The sequence below is a fragment of the Actinomycetospora sp. 2LY8.5 genome, from assembly GCF_057180585.1.
The window spans coordinates 15,132-28,039 of record NZ_JBXUHE010000017.1 but is presented as its reverse complement, the minus strand read 5'-3'; the positions used below and the strand labels follow the sequence as shown (position 1 = coordinate 28,039).

Genomic DNA, 12,908 nt, shown 5'->3' with positions numbered 1-12,908 from the left:
CGATCAGGTGACCGGGTCAGGCGACCTGGACCTCGGTGGTGAACAGGCCCGGGCCATGGACGGCGACCTCGGACTGGCCGTTGCCCGAGCGCGAGAGCGCGCGGACGGTCCAGCTGCCCGGCGCCGCGAAGAAGCGGTAGTCGCCGGACGCGGACGCGACGACCTCGGCGGTGAACTCGCCGGTGCCGTCGAGGAGCCGGACGTAGGCGCCCGCGACGGGCGAGCCGCCGGAGGTCACCTTGCCGACCAGCACCGACTCCTTGGTCAGGTCGGTGCCGGCGGGCAGCTCGGCGTTCTGGTCAGGGGCGCTGCACATCAGGACTTACCACTCCCGCTCTCTCCCGAGCCCGTCTCGATCGGCACGCCGATGAGCGAGCCGTACTCGGTCCAGCTGCCGTCGTAGTTCTTCACGTCGGTCTCGCCGAGCAGTTCGTGCAGGGCGAACCACGTGTGCGAACTGCGCTCGCCGATGCGGCAGTAGGCGATGGTCGGGCGGGAGGAGTCGAGGCCCTGCTCCTCGTAGAGCTTGCGCAGCTCCTCGTCCGACTTGAAGGTGCCGTCCTCGTTGGCGGCCTTCGACCACGGCACGTTGAGCGCCGAGGGGATGTGGCCGCCGCGCTGCGCCTGCTCCTGCGGGAGGTGGGCGGGCGCGAGGAGCTTGCCCGAGAACTCGTCGGGCGAGCGGACGTCGACGAGGTTCTTGGACCCGATCGCGTTGACGACCTCGTCGCGGAAGGCGCGGATCCCGGTGTCCTGCTCCTTGGCGGTGTAGTTGGACTGCGGGCGCTGCGGGACCTCGGTGTCGAGCTTGCGCCCGTCGAGCTCCCACTTCTTGCGGCCACCGTCGAGCAGCTTCACGGCCTGGTGGCCGTAGAGCTTGAAGTACCAGTACGCGTAGGCCGCGAACCAGTTGTTGTTCCCGCCGTAGAGGATGACGGTGTCGTCGTTGGAGATGCCCTTCGACGACAGCAGCTTCTCGAAGCCGGCCTTGTCGACGAAGTCGCGACGCACCGGATCCTGGAGCTCGGTCTTCCAGTCGAGCTTGACCGCGCCGGGGATGTGCCCCCCGTCGTACGCGGTGGTGTCCTCGTCGACCTCGACGAAGACCGTGTTGGGGGCGTCGAGGTTCTGCTCGGCCCAGTCGGCACTGACCAGGGCGTCCTGGCGGCTCATGTGCGGTACTCCTCGGATGCGTTCTCGGGTTCTCGGACGGGTGCGCGTTCGGCGACGCTCGCGAACCGGGACCTGCGGAAACGCGTGGAGACGCGGTCAGGTGAACGGTCCGGCGCGACGTCGGCCGGGAGGGGTCAGCGACAGAGGCTGGAGTCGAGGCGGCACAAGTCGACCGTGCGCCGCTGGGTGAGCCCTCCGTTCACGGGCGCCACGGTACCGAAGAATCGGGCATCCACCGAGAGTGATCTCGTGCTGGTCAGCCGGTGCGCCGGTACGGGGCGAGCGTGCCCAGCAGGTCGGCCCGCCGCGGCACCCCGATGGTGCGGGCGAGCTCCACGCCGGACGGGTCGATGACCAGCGTCGTCGGGGTGCGGCGGATGCCCAGCAGCCGCACCAGCTCGGGGCGCATCGCGACGTCGACCTCCCGCACCGTGACGTCGTGGTGCTCCGAGGCCACGTCGGTGAGCACGGCGCGCGAGGCGCGGCAGTCGCCGCAGAACTGCGAGGAGAGCTGCAGCAGGGCGAGACCGCCTGGCGGGGCGGCCAGATCGCGCGGGAGGACACCGCTCACCGTGGCGCCCGGGCGCGGACCGACGGCCCGCAGGTCGCGGCGCGTGCCCTCGGGGCCGGGGTCGTCGGCCGGGGGCGCCGTCCGTTCGGCGGCGAGGCGGCGGCGAGCCCGCACGAGACCGAGCACGACACCGGCGACGAGGATCACCACCAGGACCGCACCCGCGGCTACGAGCACCCAGCTGGACACCCGACCCCCTGTCGACCAGACCGTCTTCCTTCAGCGTAGTCCGGAGATCGTGAGGTCCGGGTCGGTGGTGGGCCGCTCGGCGCGCGCAACCGAGTGGCCGAGTGACGTTGAGCGCGCGGGCGGGTGACAGCGCGGTGAACTGGTCTATCGTCCGTCCCACGATCGCGGAGGGAGACAAGCGTGGAGCTGCTGCTGCTCACCGCCGACCCCGAGCCGACGTCAGTGTTGCCGTCGCTGGCCCTGCTACCCCACGGACTCCGGACCGCGGCCCCCGAGGTCGCGGCCCTGCTCGATGCCGGCCCGCACGACGCCGTGCTGGTCGACGCCCGCCACGACCTCGCCGCCGCCCGCAGCCTCTGCCGCCTGCTGGGCTCCACCGGCCTGGACGTCCCGGTCATCGCCGTGCTCACCGAGGGCGGCCTCGTCGCCGTGTCCCTCGAGTGGGGCGTCGACGAGGTGCTGCTGCCCGGTGCCGGGCCGGCCGAGATCGACGCCCGCCTGCGTCTCCTGCGGGCCCGCCGCGCCTCGGACGGCGCCGGTGTGGAGGGCGCGCTGGTGCTCGGCGAGCTCGTCATCGACGAGTCCACCTACACCGCGCGCCTGCGCGGGCGCCCGCTCGACCTCACCTACAAGGAGTTCGAGCTCCTCAAGTACCTCGCCCAGCACGCCGGCCGGGTGTTCACCCGCGCCCAGCTGCTGCAGGAGGTCTGGGGCTACGACTTCTTCGGTGGCACGCGCACCGTCGACGTCCACGTCCGTCGCCTGCGAGCGAAGCTCGGGCCCGAGCACGAGCAGCTCATCGGCACCGTGCGCAACGTGGGCTACAAGTTCGTCCGCCCGATGCGCGGGGTGCTCGGCACGAGCCAGCGCGCCGGGGACGAGACGAGCGAGCGCGCCGAGCCGGACGAGGAGGACGCCTCCGGTCGAGACCCCGCGGGACCGTCGTCACCCTCGTCGGGTCGCCTGCCGGCCACGCCGGTGCCGCGGTCGACGGGGTCGTGGGACGACACCCGCGTGGTCCGGCCCGCCGCCTGGGCCCGGGGTGTCTGACCCGGGACCGTGACGGACGGCGCTACGGTCCCGACCGTGCTCACGACCCGGTGGACGTCGACGGCGACGCCCGAGGAGGCCGACCAGGTCCGTGCCCTGGTCGGTGCCGTCGCGGCCGCCGACGGGCTCGACGCCTTCGCCGAGCCGGCGCGCCGGGACATCGCCGCGCTCGGCGGTGAGGTCGGACGGGCCTCCTCGCAGCACCTGCTCGTGCACGAGGGCACCGACCTCGTCGGGTACGCCCTGCTCGACACCGAGAACGCCGACGACCCGGTCGCCGAGCTGGCCGTGCTCCCCGAGCGCCGTCGCCAGGGCATCGGGGCGGTGGCCGTCGACGCCGTCGTCGCGGAGTCGCCGGCAGTGCGCTTCTGGGCGCACGGCGACCACCCGGGCGCCGGGCCCCTGGCCGAGCGTGTCGGGCGCCGTCGCGTCCGGGAGCTCTGGCGGATGCGCCGCCCGGCACCGGGCCACGAGGCCCCGCCGCTGCCCGACCTCGTCGTCCCCGAGGGCGTCGCGATCGAGCCGCTGCGGGTCGGGCGCGACGAGGACGCCGTCGTCGCCGTCAACAACCGCGCGTTCTCGTGGCACCCGGAGCAGAGCGGGTGGACCCGCGCGGACGTCGAGGAGATCGAGGCCGAGCCGTGGTTCGAGGCCGCGGGCGTGCTGCTGGGGTGGGACAGGGCCACCGGGGACCTGCTCGGCTTCCACATCACCAAGGTTCACGAGGTGTCGGCGACCGTCCCCGAGCGCCTCGGTGAGGTCTACGTCGTGGGCGTCGACCCGGCCGCCCAGGGGCGGGGACTCGGACGTGCGCTCACCCTCGCGGGCCTCCACCACCTGGCTGGTCGCGGTCTGCGCATCACCCTCCTGTACGTGGAGGGTGACAACGCCCCGGCGATCGCGACCTACCGCCGGCTCGGCTTCGAACGCGACGCGGTGGACTTCTCCTACCAGCGTTGATCACCCACTGTGACTGTCGTCGCAGGTGACCACTCGTTCGGTTGTACGCCACCGGGCCCGTTCATCCTGCGTTCATCTTGCTAGCTCCGCATGTCCACCCTGCCTGCCTAGCCTGCCGTCGTGGTGCGAGACCGCGCCGCGACGCGCCCACGCGGAGGTGGGCACAACGGACTCGGAGGACACCCTGTGAGGTATCAGCGGCGCGTGGCGGCGGTCGGTCTGATCGCCGCATCGGCGCTCGTGCTCGGCGCGTGCGGCAGCGACGAGAACGCTGGTGGCGGCGGAGTCACCGCGGTCGAGGGCGTGCAGTGCGGCGGCAAGCCCGATCTTCGGGCCAGCGGTTCCTCGGCACAGAACAACGCCATGACGCGTTTCGTCGCGACCTACCAGCAGACCTGCCAGGGGCAGACGCTGAACTACACCCCCAGCGGCTCGGGCGCGGGGCGCAACGAGTTCGTGGGCGGGCAGACCGACTTCGCCGGCTCGGACTCGGCGCTCTCCGACGAGCAGGCCCCGCAGGCCCAGGCGCGCTGCGCCTCGCCGGCGTGGCACCTCCCGCTGGTCTTCGGCCCGGTCGCGATCGCCTACAACGTCGCAGGCGTGACCGACCTGGTGCTCGACGGCCCCACCACGGCCCGGATCTTCAACGGCCAGATCACCACCTGGAACGACCCGGCCATCGCCGCCCTCAACCAGGGCAAGCAGCTCCCCGCCGCGCCGATCGTCGTGAACTTCCGCTCCGACGAGTCCGGCACCACCGACAACTTCCAGAAGTACCTGATCGCCGCCTCCGACGGTGCGTACGGCAGGGAGGACGGCCAGACCTTCAACGGCGGCGTCGGCGCCGGTGCGCGCGGCAGCCAGGGCGTCGCGGACGCCACCAGGAACACCCCGAACTCGATCACCTACGTCGAGGCCTCCTTCGCCCAACGCGGCGGCCTGGCGATGGCGCAGATCATCAACTCGGGTGGTGGGCAGCCGGTGCCGCTGACCACCGAGTCGGTGGCCACCGCGGTCAACAACGTCCAGGTCGCGGGCCAGGGCAACGACCTCGAGCTGAACCTCGACAGCCTCTACCAGGCGAGCGCGCCGGGCGCATACCCGATCGCGCTGGCCACCTACGAGATCGTCTGCTCGAACTACGCCGACGACCAGACCGCCGCGGCGGTCCGCGCGTTCATGCAGACCGCGCTGTCGCCGAACGCCCAGCAGGCGCTCCCGGAGGCCGGCTACGTGCCGCTGCCCGAGCAGTTCAAGCAGCGGCTGACCACCGCGGTCAGTGCGATTCAGTAGGGCCATCCAGTAAGGGACCGACCAGACCGATTGACCAGCGACGACGAGGCGGACGGAACCCCGGCTGTGACCGAACGCACCACGGAGCAGGCCCTGTCGCGGAGCTCTCAGGACGAGAGTTCCGCGGCCGGGTCGTCCACCATCGACACCGTGACCGATCCCGATCCTGCGCGCGGACGGTCCCAGGGGTCCCCGATCCAAGGACGCGGTGAGCGGATCTTCCGGGGACTGACCACGGGGTCCGGCCTCCTCGTCGTCGCGGCCGTGGCGGCGATCGGCATCTTCCTGCTCGTGCAGGCGGTGCCCTCGCTGCTGGCCAACAACGCCAACTTCTTCACGTCGCCGGTGTTCAGCACCCGCGACGCCGCGAACCTCCAGTTCGGCATCCGTGACCTGCTCGTGGTGACGCTGCTGTCCTCGTTGTTCGCCCTGCTGATCGCGATGCCGATCGCGATGGGCATCGCACTCTTCCTGACCCAGTACGCGCCGACACGGGTCTCGCGCCCGTTCGCGTACGTCATCGACCTGCTCGCCGCCGTACCGTCGATCATCTACGGCCTGTGGGGCATCGCGGTCCTCGCGCCCGCCCTGCTGCCGATCGCCGAGTGGCTCCAGGCCAACCTCGGGTGGCTCTTCCTGTTCGCGCCCGGCAACCTGCCGGTGCTCACCGGGACGATCTTCACCGGCGGCGTGGTGCTGGCGGTCATGATCCTGCCGATCATCACCGCGGTCACCCGCGAGGTGTTCTCGCAGACCCCCCGCTTCCACATCGAGGCGGCCCAGGCGCTGGGTGCCACGCGGTGGGAGGTCATCCGCATGGCCGTGCTCCCCTACGGCCGCAGCGGCTACATCGCCGGCTCCATGCTCGGTCTCGGCCGCGCGCTCGGCGAGACGATCGCGGTCCTCATCGTCATCCGGGCCGCGACGACACCCTCGAACTTCAGCCTGTTCGACGGCGGCTACACGTTCGCGTCGCTGATCGCCTCGGCGGCCTCCGAGTTCAGTCAGCCGTTGCCGACCGGCGCGTACATCGCCGCCGGCCTCGTCCTGTTCGTCCTGACCTTCGTGGTCAACGCGATCGCCCGCGTGGTCGCCGGCGGGAAGGTGAACGGCTGATGAGCACCGCCACGGGGCTCGACTCCCCGGACCGGCCCGCCGCCGGGCCCACGTTCCAGGCCCTGAGCACGGGCCGGAAGATCAAGAACAACCTCGCCACCGTGCTGGTGAGCCTCGCGTTCCTCATCGCCGTCGTCCCCCTGGTCTGGGTGATCGTCACGGTGGTGGGTCGCGGCATCGGCGCCATCCTCTCCGCCGACTGGTGGGGTCGCTCGCTCAACGGCGTGCTGCCCGAGTCGTTCGCGGGCGGCGTGTACCACGCGATCTACGGCACGCTGATCCAGGCGCTGCTGGCCGCCGTCATCGCGGTGCCGATCGGCATCCTCGCCGCGGTCTACCTCGTCGAGTACGGCCGCGGGCGACTCGCGAAGGCGACCAGCTTCATGGTCGACATCCTGGCCGGCGTGCCGTCGATCGTCGCCGCGCTGTTCATCTTCGCTGCCTTCATCTCGATCCTGGGCGGCACCCAGAGCGCCTTCATGGTGTCGCTGGCCCTGGTGCTGCTGATGCTGCCGGTGGTCGTCCGCAACACCGAGGAGATGCTGCGCCTGGTACCCGACGAGCTCCGCGAGGCGGCTTACGCCCTCGGCGTGCCGAAGTGGAAGACGGTCCTGCGGATCGTGCTGCCGACCGCGCTGTCCGGCACCGTCACCGGCATCATGCTGGCGCTCGCGCGCGTCATGGGCGAGACCGCGCCGGTGCTGGTCCTGGTCGGGTACTCGCAGTCGATCAACTTCGACCCGTTCTCCGGCAACATGGCGTCCCTGCCGCTCCTGATGTTCTCGGAGCTGTCGAATCCGGAGCCCGCCGGTCAGTACCGCATCTGGGGCGCGGCGCTCACGCTGATCCTCATCATCATGATCCTGCAGCTCGGGGCGAGCGTCGTGTCGCGCTTCTCCGCCATCTCGAAGTAGAGGGAATCCCCGTGGCCAAGCGTCTCGACCTGAAAGACGTCGACATCTACTACGGCGACTTCCACGCCGTGGCGGAGGTGAACCTGTCCGTCGCCCCGCGCAGCGTCACCTCCTTCATCGGTCCGTCGGGCTGCGGCAAGTCGACCGTGCTCCGCACCCTCAACCGCATGCACGAGGAGATTCCCGGTGCGCGCGTCGAGGGCGAGGTGCTCCTCGACGGCGAGGACATCTACGCCCGCGGGTCCGACGCGGTCGCCGTGCGCAAGACCATCGGCATGGTGTTCCAGCGCCCGAACCCGTTCCCGACGATGTCCATCCGCGACAACGTCGTGGCCGGTCTCAAGCTCTCGGGCGTGCGAGACAAGAAGAAGCTCGACGAGGTCTGCGAGGCCTCGCTGCGCGGCGCGAATCTCTGGAAGGAGGTCTCGGGCCGGCTCGACAAGCCCGGCGGCAGCCTCTCCGGTGGTCAGCAGCAGCGTCTGTGCATCGCCCGCGCGATCGCGGTGGCGCCCGACGTGCTGCTGATGGACGAGCCCTGCTCGGCGCTCGACCCCATCTCCACGCTGGCGATCGAGGACCTCATCGCGGACCTCAAGAAGGAGTACACGATCGTCATCGTCACCCACAACATGCAGCAGGCCGCGCGGGTGAGCGACCAGACGGCGTTCTTCAACCTCGAGGCCACCGGCAAGCCGGGCAAGCTCGTGGAGATCGACGACACCGAGAAGATCTTCTCGAACCCGACCGAGCAGGCCACCGAGGACTACATCTCCGGCCGCTTCGGCTGAGGTCGCGTGGTCGCAGCGAACGCGCTGTTCGCTGCTTCTATGCGCGCGAACTCCCCGTTGATCACGAAGCGAAGCCCCCCCGCCGACGGCGGGAGGGGCCTTCGTGGCGCTCACGCCTCGGGAGTGTTGGGCATCTTGCCGGTGACCATGAAGACGACGCGGCGGGCCACCGCAACGGCGTGGTCGGCGAACCGCTCGTAGAAGCGCCCCAGCAGGGTCACGTCGATGGCGGGGGCGACGCCGCTCGGCCAGTCCTTGCTCAGCAGCAAGGTGAAGAGGTGGCGGTGCAGGTCGTCCATGGCGTCGTCGTCGGACTCCATGGTGAAGGCGAGCTCGACGTCGCGGGTCAGGATGACCTGGCGGGCGTCCTGGGCAAGGTCGAGCGCGACCCGGCCCATCTCGGCGAAGTAGGGCGCGACGTCCTCGGGCAGGACCTTGGCGGGGTGCCGCCGGCGGGCCGCCTTGGCGACGTGGAGGGCGAGGTCGCCCATCCGCTCGAGGTCGCCCGCGGAGTGGATGGCGGCGATGACCGACCGGAGGTCACCGGCGACCGGCGCCTGCAGGGCGAGGAGGCCGAACGCCTGCTCCTCGGCCTGGCTGCGCAGGGCGTCGATCTTCTTGTCTTCCGAGATGACCTCTTCGGCGAGGTCGAGGTCGCCCTCGAGGAGGGCGCTCGTCGCCTTCTTCATGGCCTCGCCGGCCAGGAGGGACATCTCGGCCAGCTCGCCGGACAGGGCGTCGAGCTTCTCGTGGTAGGCCGTGCGCATACGCCGCAACCTACGCGGATCCGCGGACGCACATCCGACCGTCGCATGAACCGGGGATGAACGAGATCAGGAAAACCCCTCGTCAGAGGGGGTGAGGTCGCCGCTCCCGTCTTCGGCGTGGGTCCTGGCTGCTCAGAACGGCGGCGGGTTATCGGACGCGAGGTCCGGGGGGGGTGCGGCCGACGGCGGTGCTGGTCGCGAGGTGCGGCTGGTGGTCGCGGCGGCGTGCCTCGGGCGATCTTGCGGGGCCAGTCGGGGTCGATGGGGCCGTTGCGCTCCCGAGCCCGGTCGGGCGAGACGTCGTCGGGCAGGGGGCGGGGTCCGGCGAGGGCGGTCGCCCCGTTGCCCAACGAGTGTTGACGGCGTCTCCGCATCGCCATAGTTTGAATCCACTTTGTGCAGTAATCAATGCACCTAAGCCGAAGATGCAGACAAGGAGGTGAGACGTCGTGCGGTTGTGGGACCGGACGTGGGGTCAGGTCGAGGAGTACCTGCAGCACGACGACCGTGTGGTGGTGCCGCTCGGCTCGACCGAGCAGCACGCCTACCTGTCGGTCGGCACCGACGCAATCCTGTGCGAGCTGGGAGCGATCGAGGCGGCGGAGCCTCTGGGCGTCCCGGTCCTGCCCGTGATGCCGTTCGGGCTGACGCCGGTTTTCAGTGCCTTTCCCGGCACGATCAGCCTGCGGATGGCGACCTACATCGCCCTGGTGGGGGACCTCCTGGATTCGCTGTACGGCCAGGGCTTCCGGCGCATCCTGATCCTCAGCGGCCATGGTGGGAACGCGCCCGCCGCACAGCTCGGCCAGGAGTGGGGCTCCGCGCGCGACGACGCCGAGGTCCAGTTCCACAACTGGTTCGGCGACCCGCGGGTCTGGGCCACGGCGACGAGCATCGCCGAGGCCGCCCACGCGTCGTGGGTCGAGAACTTCCCCGCGGTCCGGGTTGCCGGGGTGGAGCCGCCCGACGGTGCCAAGGAGCTCGTCCCGCACACGATCATGCAGACCTCCGACCCGAAGCGGGCCCGGGAGTTCCTCGGCGACGGCTCCGGCGGGGGCGCCTACCGCCTCGAGCCCGAGCACGCCGACACGGTGTGGGCGACCGCGGTGGATCTGTTGCGCGACCGGATCGACGCGGGCTGGGGCCGGCTGTGAGCCTCGGCGAGGCCGACAGCGGTGCCGTGGAGGGCGGTGTCGTCGAGCTGGCGACGCTGCGCGCGAGGCCCGGCCACGAGGACGCGATGGCGAAGGCCCTCCCGGCGGCCCTCGCGATCGTCGAGCGCGGCCCGGGCTGCCTCGGGGTGAGCGCGCTGCGCTGCGTCGAGCGGCCCGACGAGTTCGTGCTGCGCAACCACTGGGTCTCGGTGGAGGCCCACCTGGCGTTCCGGGACGCTCCCGAGTTCCCGGCCTACCGGGCAACGTTCTCCGACCACCTCGACGAGGTCGTCGGTTTCGCCCACTACCTCGAGATCTGACGACAGGAGTCCGGACATGCGCTTGGCGACGATCAGGACCGACGACGGCACGCGGGCCGCCCGCGTCGACCGGGAGGAGCTGGTGTTGCTGCCGTTCTCGGACGTCGGCGCGCTCGTGGCGTCGGGGGAGGACTGGGCGACGAGGGTGGCCGCGGTGGACGGCGGGCGCGTGCCGCTTGCGGGTGCGGACTTCGCGCCGCTGACCCCGCACCCGGAGAAGGTGTTCTGCGTCGGCCTCAACTACGCCGACCACGCGGCCGAGGCCGACCTGCAGCTCCCCGACCACCCCGTGCTCTTCGCGAAGTACGCCCGCGCGCTGATCGGCGCGAACGACGACGTCGCGCTCCCGGCGGTCTCGGACAAGGTCGACTGGGAGATCGAGCTCGGGGTCGTCATCGGCCAGCCCACCCGGCACGTGGGCGTGGACGACGCGCTGTCCTCGGTGGCCGGCTACACCATCGTCAACGACATCTCGATGCGCGACTGGCAGCTGCGGACCTCGCAGTTCCTCCAGGGCAAGACGTTCGAGGCGTCCACGCCGGTCGGCCCGTACCTCGTGACCCCCGACGAGGTGGGGCACGCCCTGTCGTTGCCGATGGAGCTGACGGTGGACGGCGTCGCCCGGCAGAGCTCCTCCACCGACCACCTGGCCTTCTCGGTCGCGCAGATCGTCTCCTACATCAGCACGATCATCACGCTCGTGCCCGGCGACCTCATCGCCACCGGGACGCCCTCCGGGGTCGGTCACGTCGCCTCGCCGCCCGCCTACCTCGTGGACGGCTCGGTCGTCAGCGCCACCATCGCGGGGCTCGGCACGCAGACGAACCACTGCGTCGCCGACAAGGTCGCGGGTGTGGCCGTCTGATGCGCGGGCACGTCATCGTCGACGTCGGTCACGTCTCCCAGCGGGTCACCGACCTCGACGCCGCGCAGGAGTTCGCCACCGGCATCCTCGGGCTGCACCTCACCGAGCGCACCGACGACGAGCTCTGGTTCACCCACGGCGGCCCCCACCACAGCCTCCACTACACGGCCGCCGACGAGGACGCCCTCGACCACGTCGGGCTCGTCGCCGCCGACGCCGAGGCGGTCGCCGAGGCCGCGCGGCGGGTGAAGGAGGCCGGCCTGACGATCGTCGGTGACCGTCCCCTGTGCCGGGCGGTCCAGGACGGGTTCGCGTTCCGCGACGAGGCCGGCTTCGTCTTCGAGATCTACCGCGGCATGAGCCCGGCGCCGGTGACGCGCACCGCCGGGGTGCTGCGCCCGACGCGCCTCGGGCACGTCAACTTCTTCGTGCCCGACCCCCGCCGCACCGAGCGGATGCTCGTCGAGCTCTTCGACTTCCGGGTCTCCGACCGGTGCGAGGACGGCGTCTTCCTGCGCTGCAACGTCGACCACCACGGCGTCGGGATCTTTCCCGGCGCGCAGAACCGCATCCACCACGCCGCGTGGGAGTACCCGACCATCGTCGAGATCGGCGCGATCGCCGACCTCGTCGACGCGCGCGGCGACTCCGTGCTGTGGGGACCGTTGCGCCACGGCATGGGCCGCAACATCGCGACCTACGTGCAGGAGCCCAGCGGCCTGGTCGTCGAGTTCTACGCCGACATGGAGCGGATCTACGACGACGCCGGCCACGTGCCGGGGGAGTGGACCTTCGACGGGCACAAGTGGGTCAGCCTCTGGGGGCCGCACCTGACCCCCGACGACTTCGCCGAGCACGGGCTGCCCCCGGCGCGGTGGGAGCCGTGAGCACCGCCGCCGTGCCCGCGGGGGTCGTCCTGGCCGACGACCTCGTCTGGGCGGAGTCGCCGCGCCTGCACGACGGGCGGCTCTGGGTCTCCGACACCCAAGGCAGCCGCCTCGTCGTCCTCGGGCCGGACGGGACGACGACGCACACCCTGGACACCGCCGTCAACGGCACCGGGTTCCTGCCCGGGGACGACCTCGTCGGGGCCCGGATGTTCGCCGGGCGGGTCGACCGCTTCGACGGGACGACCTGGTCGGTCCACGCCGACCTGACCGGTCTGGTCGAGGGGCGGCTCGGTGACCTGATCGCCCTGCCCGACGGCTCGGTCTACGTCGACGAGGTGCACACCCCCGACCTCCCCGGACGTCTCCTGCGCCTCGACCCCGACGGCCGGGCGGGCGTGGCCGCCGAGGACCTGGCCTTCCCCAACGGCCTCGCGCTCGTCAACGGCGGCGCCACCCTCGTCGTCGCTGAGACCTTCGCCGCGCGGCTGACCGCCTTCACCGTCGGCGCTGACGGTGCCCTCACCGACCGTCGGCCGTGGTTCGACCTGGGGGAGCGCCTCGGGGAGACCTACCGTCCCGACGGCATCTGCGCCGCGGGCGACGACTCCGTCTGGGTGGCCGCGACGACCGCGCAGACGTTCGTCCGGCTCCGCGGCGGTGCGAACGGAGAGGTCGTGGAGCGCATCGACGTCGACGGGTTCGCGATCGCCTGCTGGCCGGGCGACGACGGCCGCGCCCTCTACGGCACGTCCGGGACGAGCCTCGACCCGGACCTGTCGGTGATGGAGGCCGCCCACCAGCAGCGCACGCGGGCGCGCGTCACCCGCTTCACCCCCCACCAGCCGAATCGAGGATGAC

Annotated in this window: 15 protein-coding genes; 11 read left to right on the top strand and 4 right to left on the bottom strand. The window is 71.4% G+C overall.

Going from position 1 to position 12,908, the window contains the following annotated elements; all coding sequences use genetic code 11:
- Positions 1 to 16: 16 nt before the first annotated feature.
- The 3 genes from AC2A1K_RS18850 to AC2A1K_RS18840 form a co-directional block, all read right to left on the bottom strand.
- Positions 17 to 316 (bottom strand): DUF1416 domain-containing protein, encoded by a 300-nt coding sequence (locus AC2A1K_RS18850; protein ID WP_483897842.1) that lies wholly within the window; start codon positions 314 to 316, stop codon positions 17 to 19.
- On the bottom strand, positions 316 to 1,173 hold the full coding sequence (locus AC2A1K_RS18845; protein WP_483897841.1) for a sulfurtransferase: 858 nt from the start codon (positions 1,171 to 1,173) through the stop codon (positions 316 to 318). The genes AC2A1K_RS18850 and AC2A1K_RS18845 overlap by 1 nt, the downstream gene beginning before the upstream one ends.
- Before the next feature lie 256 nt (positions 1,174 to 1,429).
- The gene (locus tag AC2A1K_RS18840) at positions 1,430 to 1,933 is read right to left on the bottom strand and encodes a TlpA family protein disulfide reductase (protein WP_483897840.1); all 504 of its coding nucleotides are present in this window, start codon (positions 1,931 to 1,933) and stop codon (positions 1,430 to 1,432) included.
- A 180-nt stretch (positions 1,934 to 2,113) separates the two neighbouring features.
- On the opposite strand from AC2A1K_RS18840, the gene AC2A1K_RS18835 reads away from it, so the two are divergent.
- From AC2A1K_RS18835 to pstB, 6 genes are all read left to right on the top strand, one after another.
- Positions 2,114 to 2,983 carry a winged helix-turn-helix transcriptional regulator gene (locus tag AC2A1K_RS18835; protein WP_483897839.1) on the top strand — a complete coding sequence of 290 codons (870 nt, stop codon included), beginning with the start codon at positions 2,114 to 2,116 and terminating at the stop codon, positions 2,981 to 2,983.
- A gap of 36 nt (positions 2,984 to 3,019) precedes the next feature.
- Positions 3,020 to 3,943: a mycothiol synthase gene (gene mshD, locus AC2A1K_RS18830; protein ID WP_483897838.1), complete on the top strand. Its 924-nt coding sequence runs from the start codon at positions 3,020 to 3,022 to the stop codon at positions 3,941 to 3,943.
- A 186-nt stretch (positions 3,944 to 4,129) separates the two neighbouring features.
- Positions 4,130 to 5,236: a phosphate ABC transporter substrate-binding protein PstS gene (pstS, locus tag AC2A1K_RS18825; RefSeq protein WP_483897837.1), complete on the top strand. Its 1,107-nt coding sequence runs from the start codon at positions 4,130 to 4,132 to the stop codon at positions 5,234 to 5,236.
- A gap of 150 nt (positions 5,237 to 5,386) precedes the next feature.
- Positions 5,387 to 6,352 (top strand): phosphate ABC transporter permease subunit PstC, encoded by a 966-nt coding sequence (gene pstC, locus AC2A1K_RS18820; protein WP_483897836.1) that lies wholly within the window; start codon positions 5,387 to 5,389, stop codon positions 6,350 to 6,352.
- Entirely contained in the window at positions 6,352 to 7,266 is a 915-nt protein-coding gene (gene pstA, locus AC2A1K_RS18815; RefSeq protein WP_483897835.1) for a phosphate ABC transporter permease PstA, read from the top strand. The genes pstC and pstA overlap by 1 nt, the downstream gene beginning before the upstream one ends.
- Before the next feature lie 11 nt (positions 7,267 to 7,277).
- Entirely contained in the window at positions 7,278 to 8,054 is a 777-nt protein-coding gene (gene pstB, locus AC2A1K_RS18810) for a phosphate ABC transporter ATP-binding protein PstB (RefSeq protein WP_483897834.1), read from the top strand.
- A 110-nt stretch (positions 8,055 to 8,164) separates the two neighbouring features.
- On the opposite strand, the gene phoU is transcribed toward pstB, so the two are convergent.
- Positions 8,165 to 8,821, bottom strand: a complete 657-nt coding sequence (gene phoU, locus AC2A1K_RS18805; protein ID WP_483897833.1) for a phosphate signaling complex protein PhoU — start codon at positions 8,819 to 8,821, stop codon at positions 8,165 to 8,167.
- A 449-nt stretch (positions 8,822 to 9,270) separates the two neighbouring features.
- Here phoU and AC2A1K_RS18800 point away from each other — a divergent pair, with 449 nt between their 5' ends.
- Genes AC2A1K_RS18800 through AC2A1K_RS18780 form a run of 5 tightly spaced genes read left to right on the top strand, consistent with a single transcriptional unit; the run spans position 9,271 to position 12,907 of the window.
- Positions 9,271 to 9,975, top strand: coding sequence for a creatininase family protein (locus tag AC2A1K_RS18800; RefSeq protein ID WP_483897832.1), 705 nt, complete (start codon positions 9,271 to 9,273; stop codon positions 9,973 to 9,975).
- The gene (locus AC2A1K_RS18795; protein WP_483897831.1) at positions 9,972 to 10,295 is read left to right on the top strand and encodes a putative quinol monooxygenase; all 324 of its coding nucleotides are present in this window, start codon (positions 9,972 to 9,974) and stop codon (positions 10,293 to 10,295) included. Before AC2A1K_RS18800 ends, AC2A1K_RS18795 begins: the two co-directional genes overlap by 4 nt.
- A gap of 16 nt (positions 10,296 to 10,311) precedes the next feature.
- Positions 10,312 to 11,160, top strand: coding sequence for a fumarylacetoacetate hydrolase family protein (locus AC2A1K_RS18790; RefSeq protein ID WP_483897830.1), 849 nt, complete (start codon positions 10,312 to 10,314; stop codon positions 11,158 to 11,160).
- Positions 11,160 to 12,047 carry a VOC family protein gene (locus AC2A1K_RS18785; protein WP_483897829.1) on the top strand — a complete coding sequence of 296 codons (888 nt, stop codon included), beginning with the start codon at positions 11,160 to 11,162 and terminating at the stop codon, positions 12,045 to 12,047. Before AC2A1K_RS18790 ends, AC2A1K_RS18785 begins: the two co-directional genes overlap by 1 nt.
- Positions 12,044 to 12,907 (top strand): SMP-30/gluconolactonase/LRE family protein, encoded by an 864-nt coding sequence (locus tag AC2A1K_RS18780; protein WP_483897828.1) that lies wholly within the window; start codon positions 12,044 to 12,046, stop codon positions 12,905 to 12,907. The genes AC2A1K_RS18785 and AC2A1K_RS18780 overlap by 4 nt, the downstream gene beginning before the upstream one ends.
- Position 12,908: the final 1 nt, after the last annotated feature.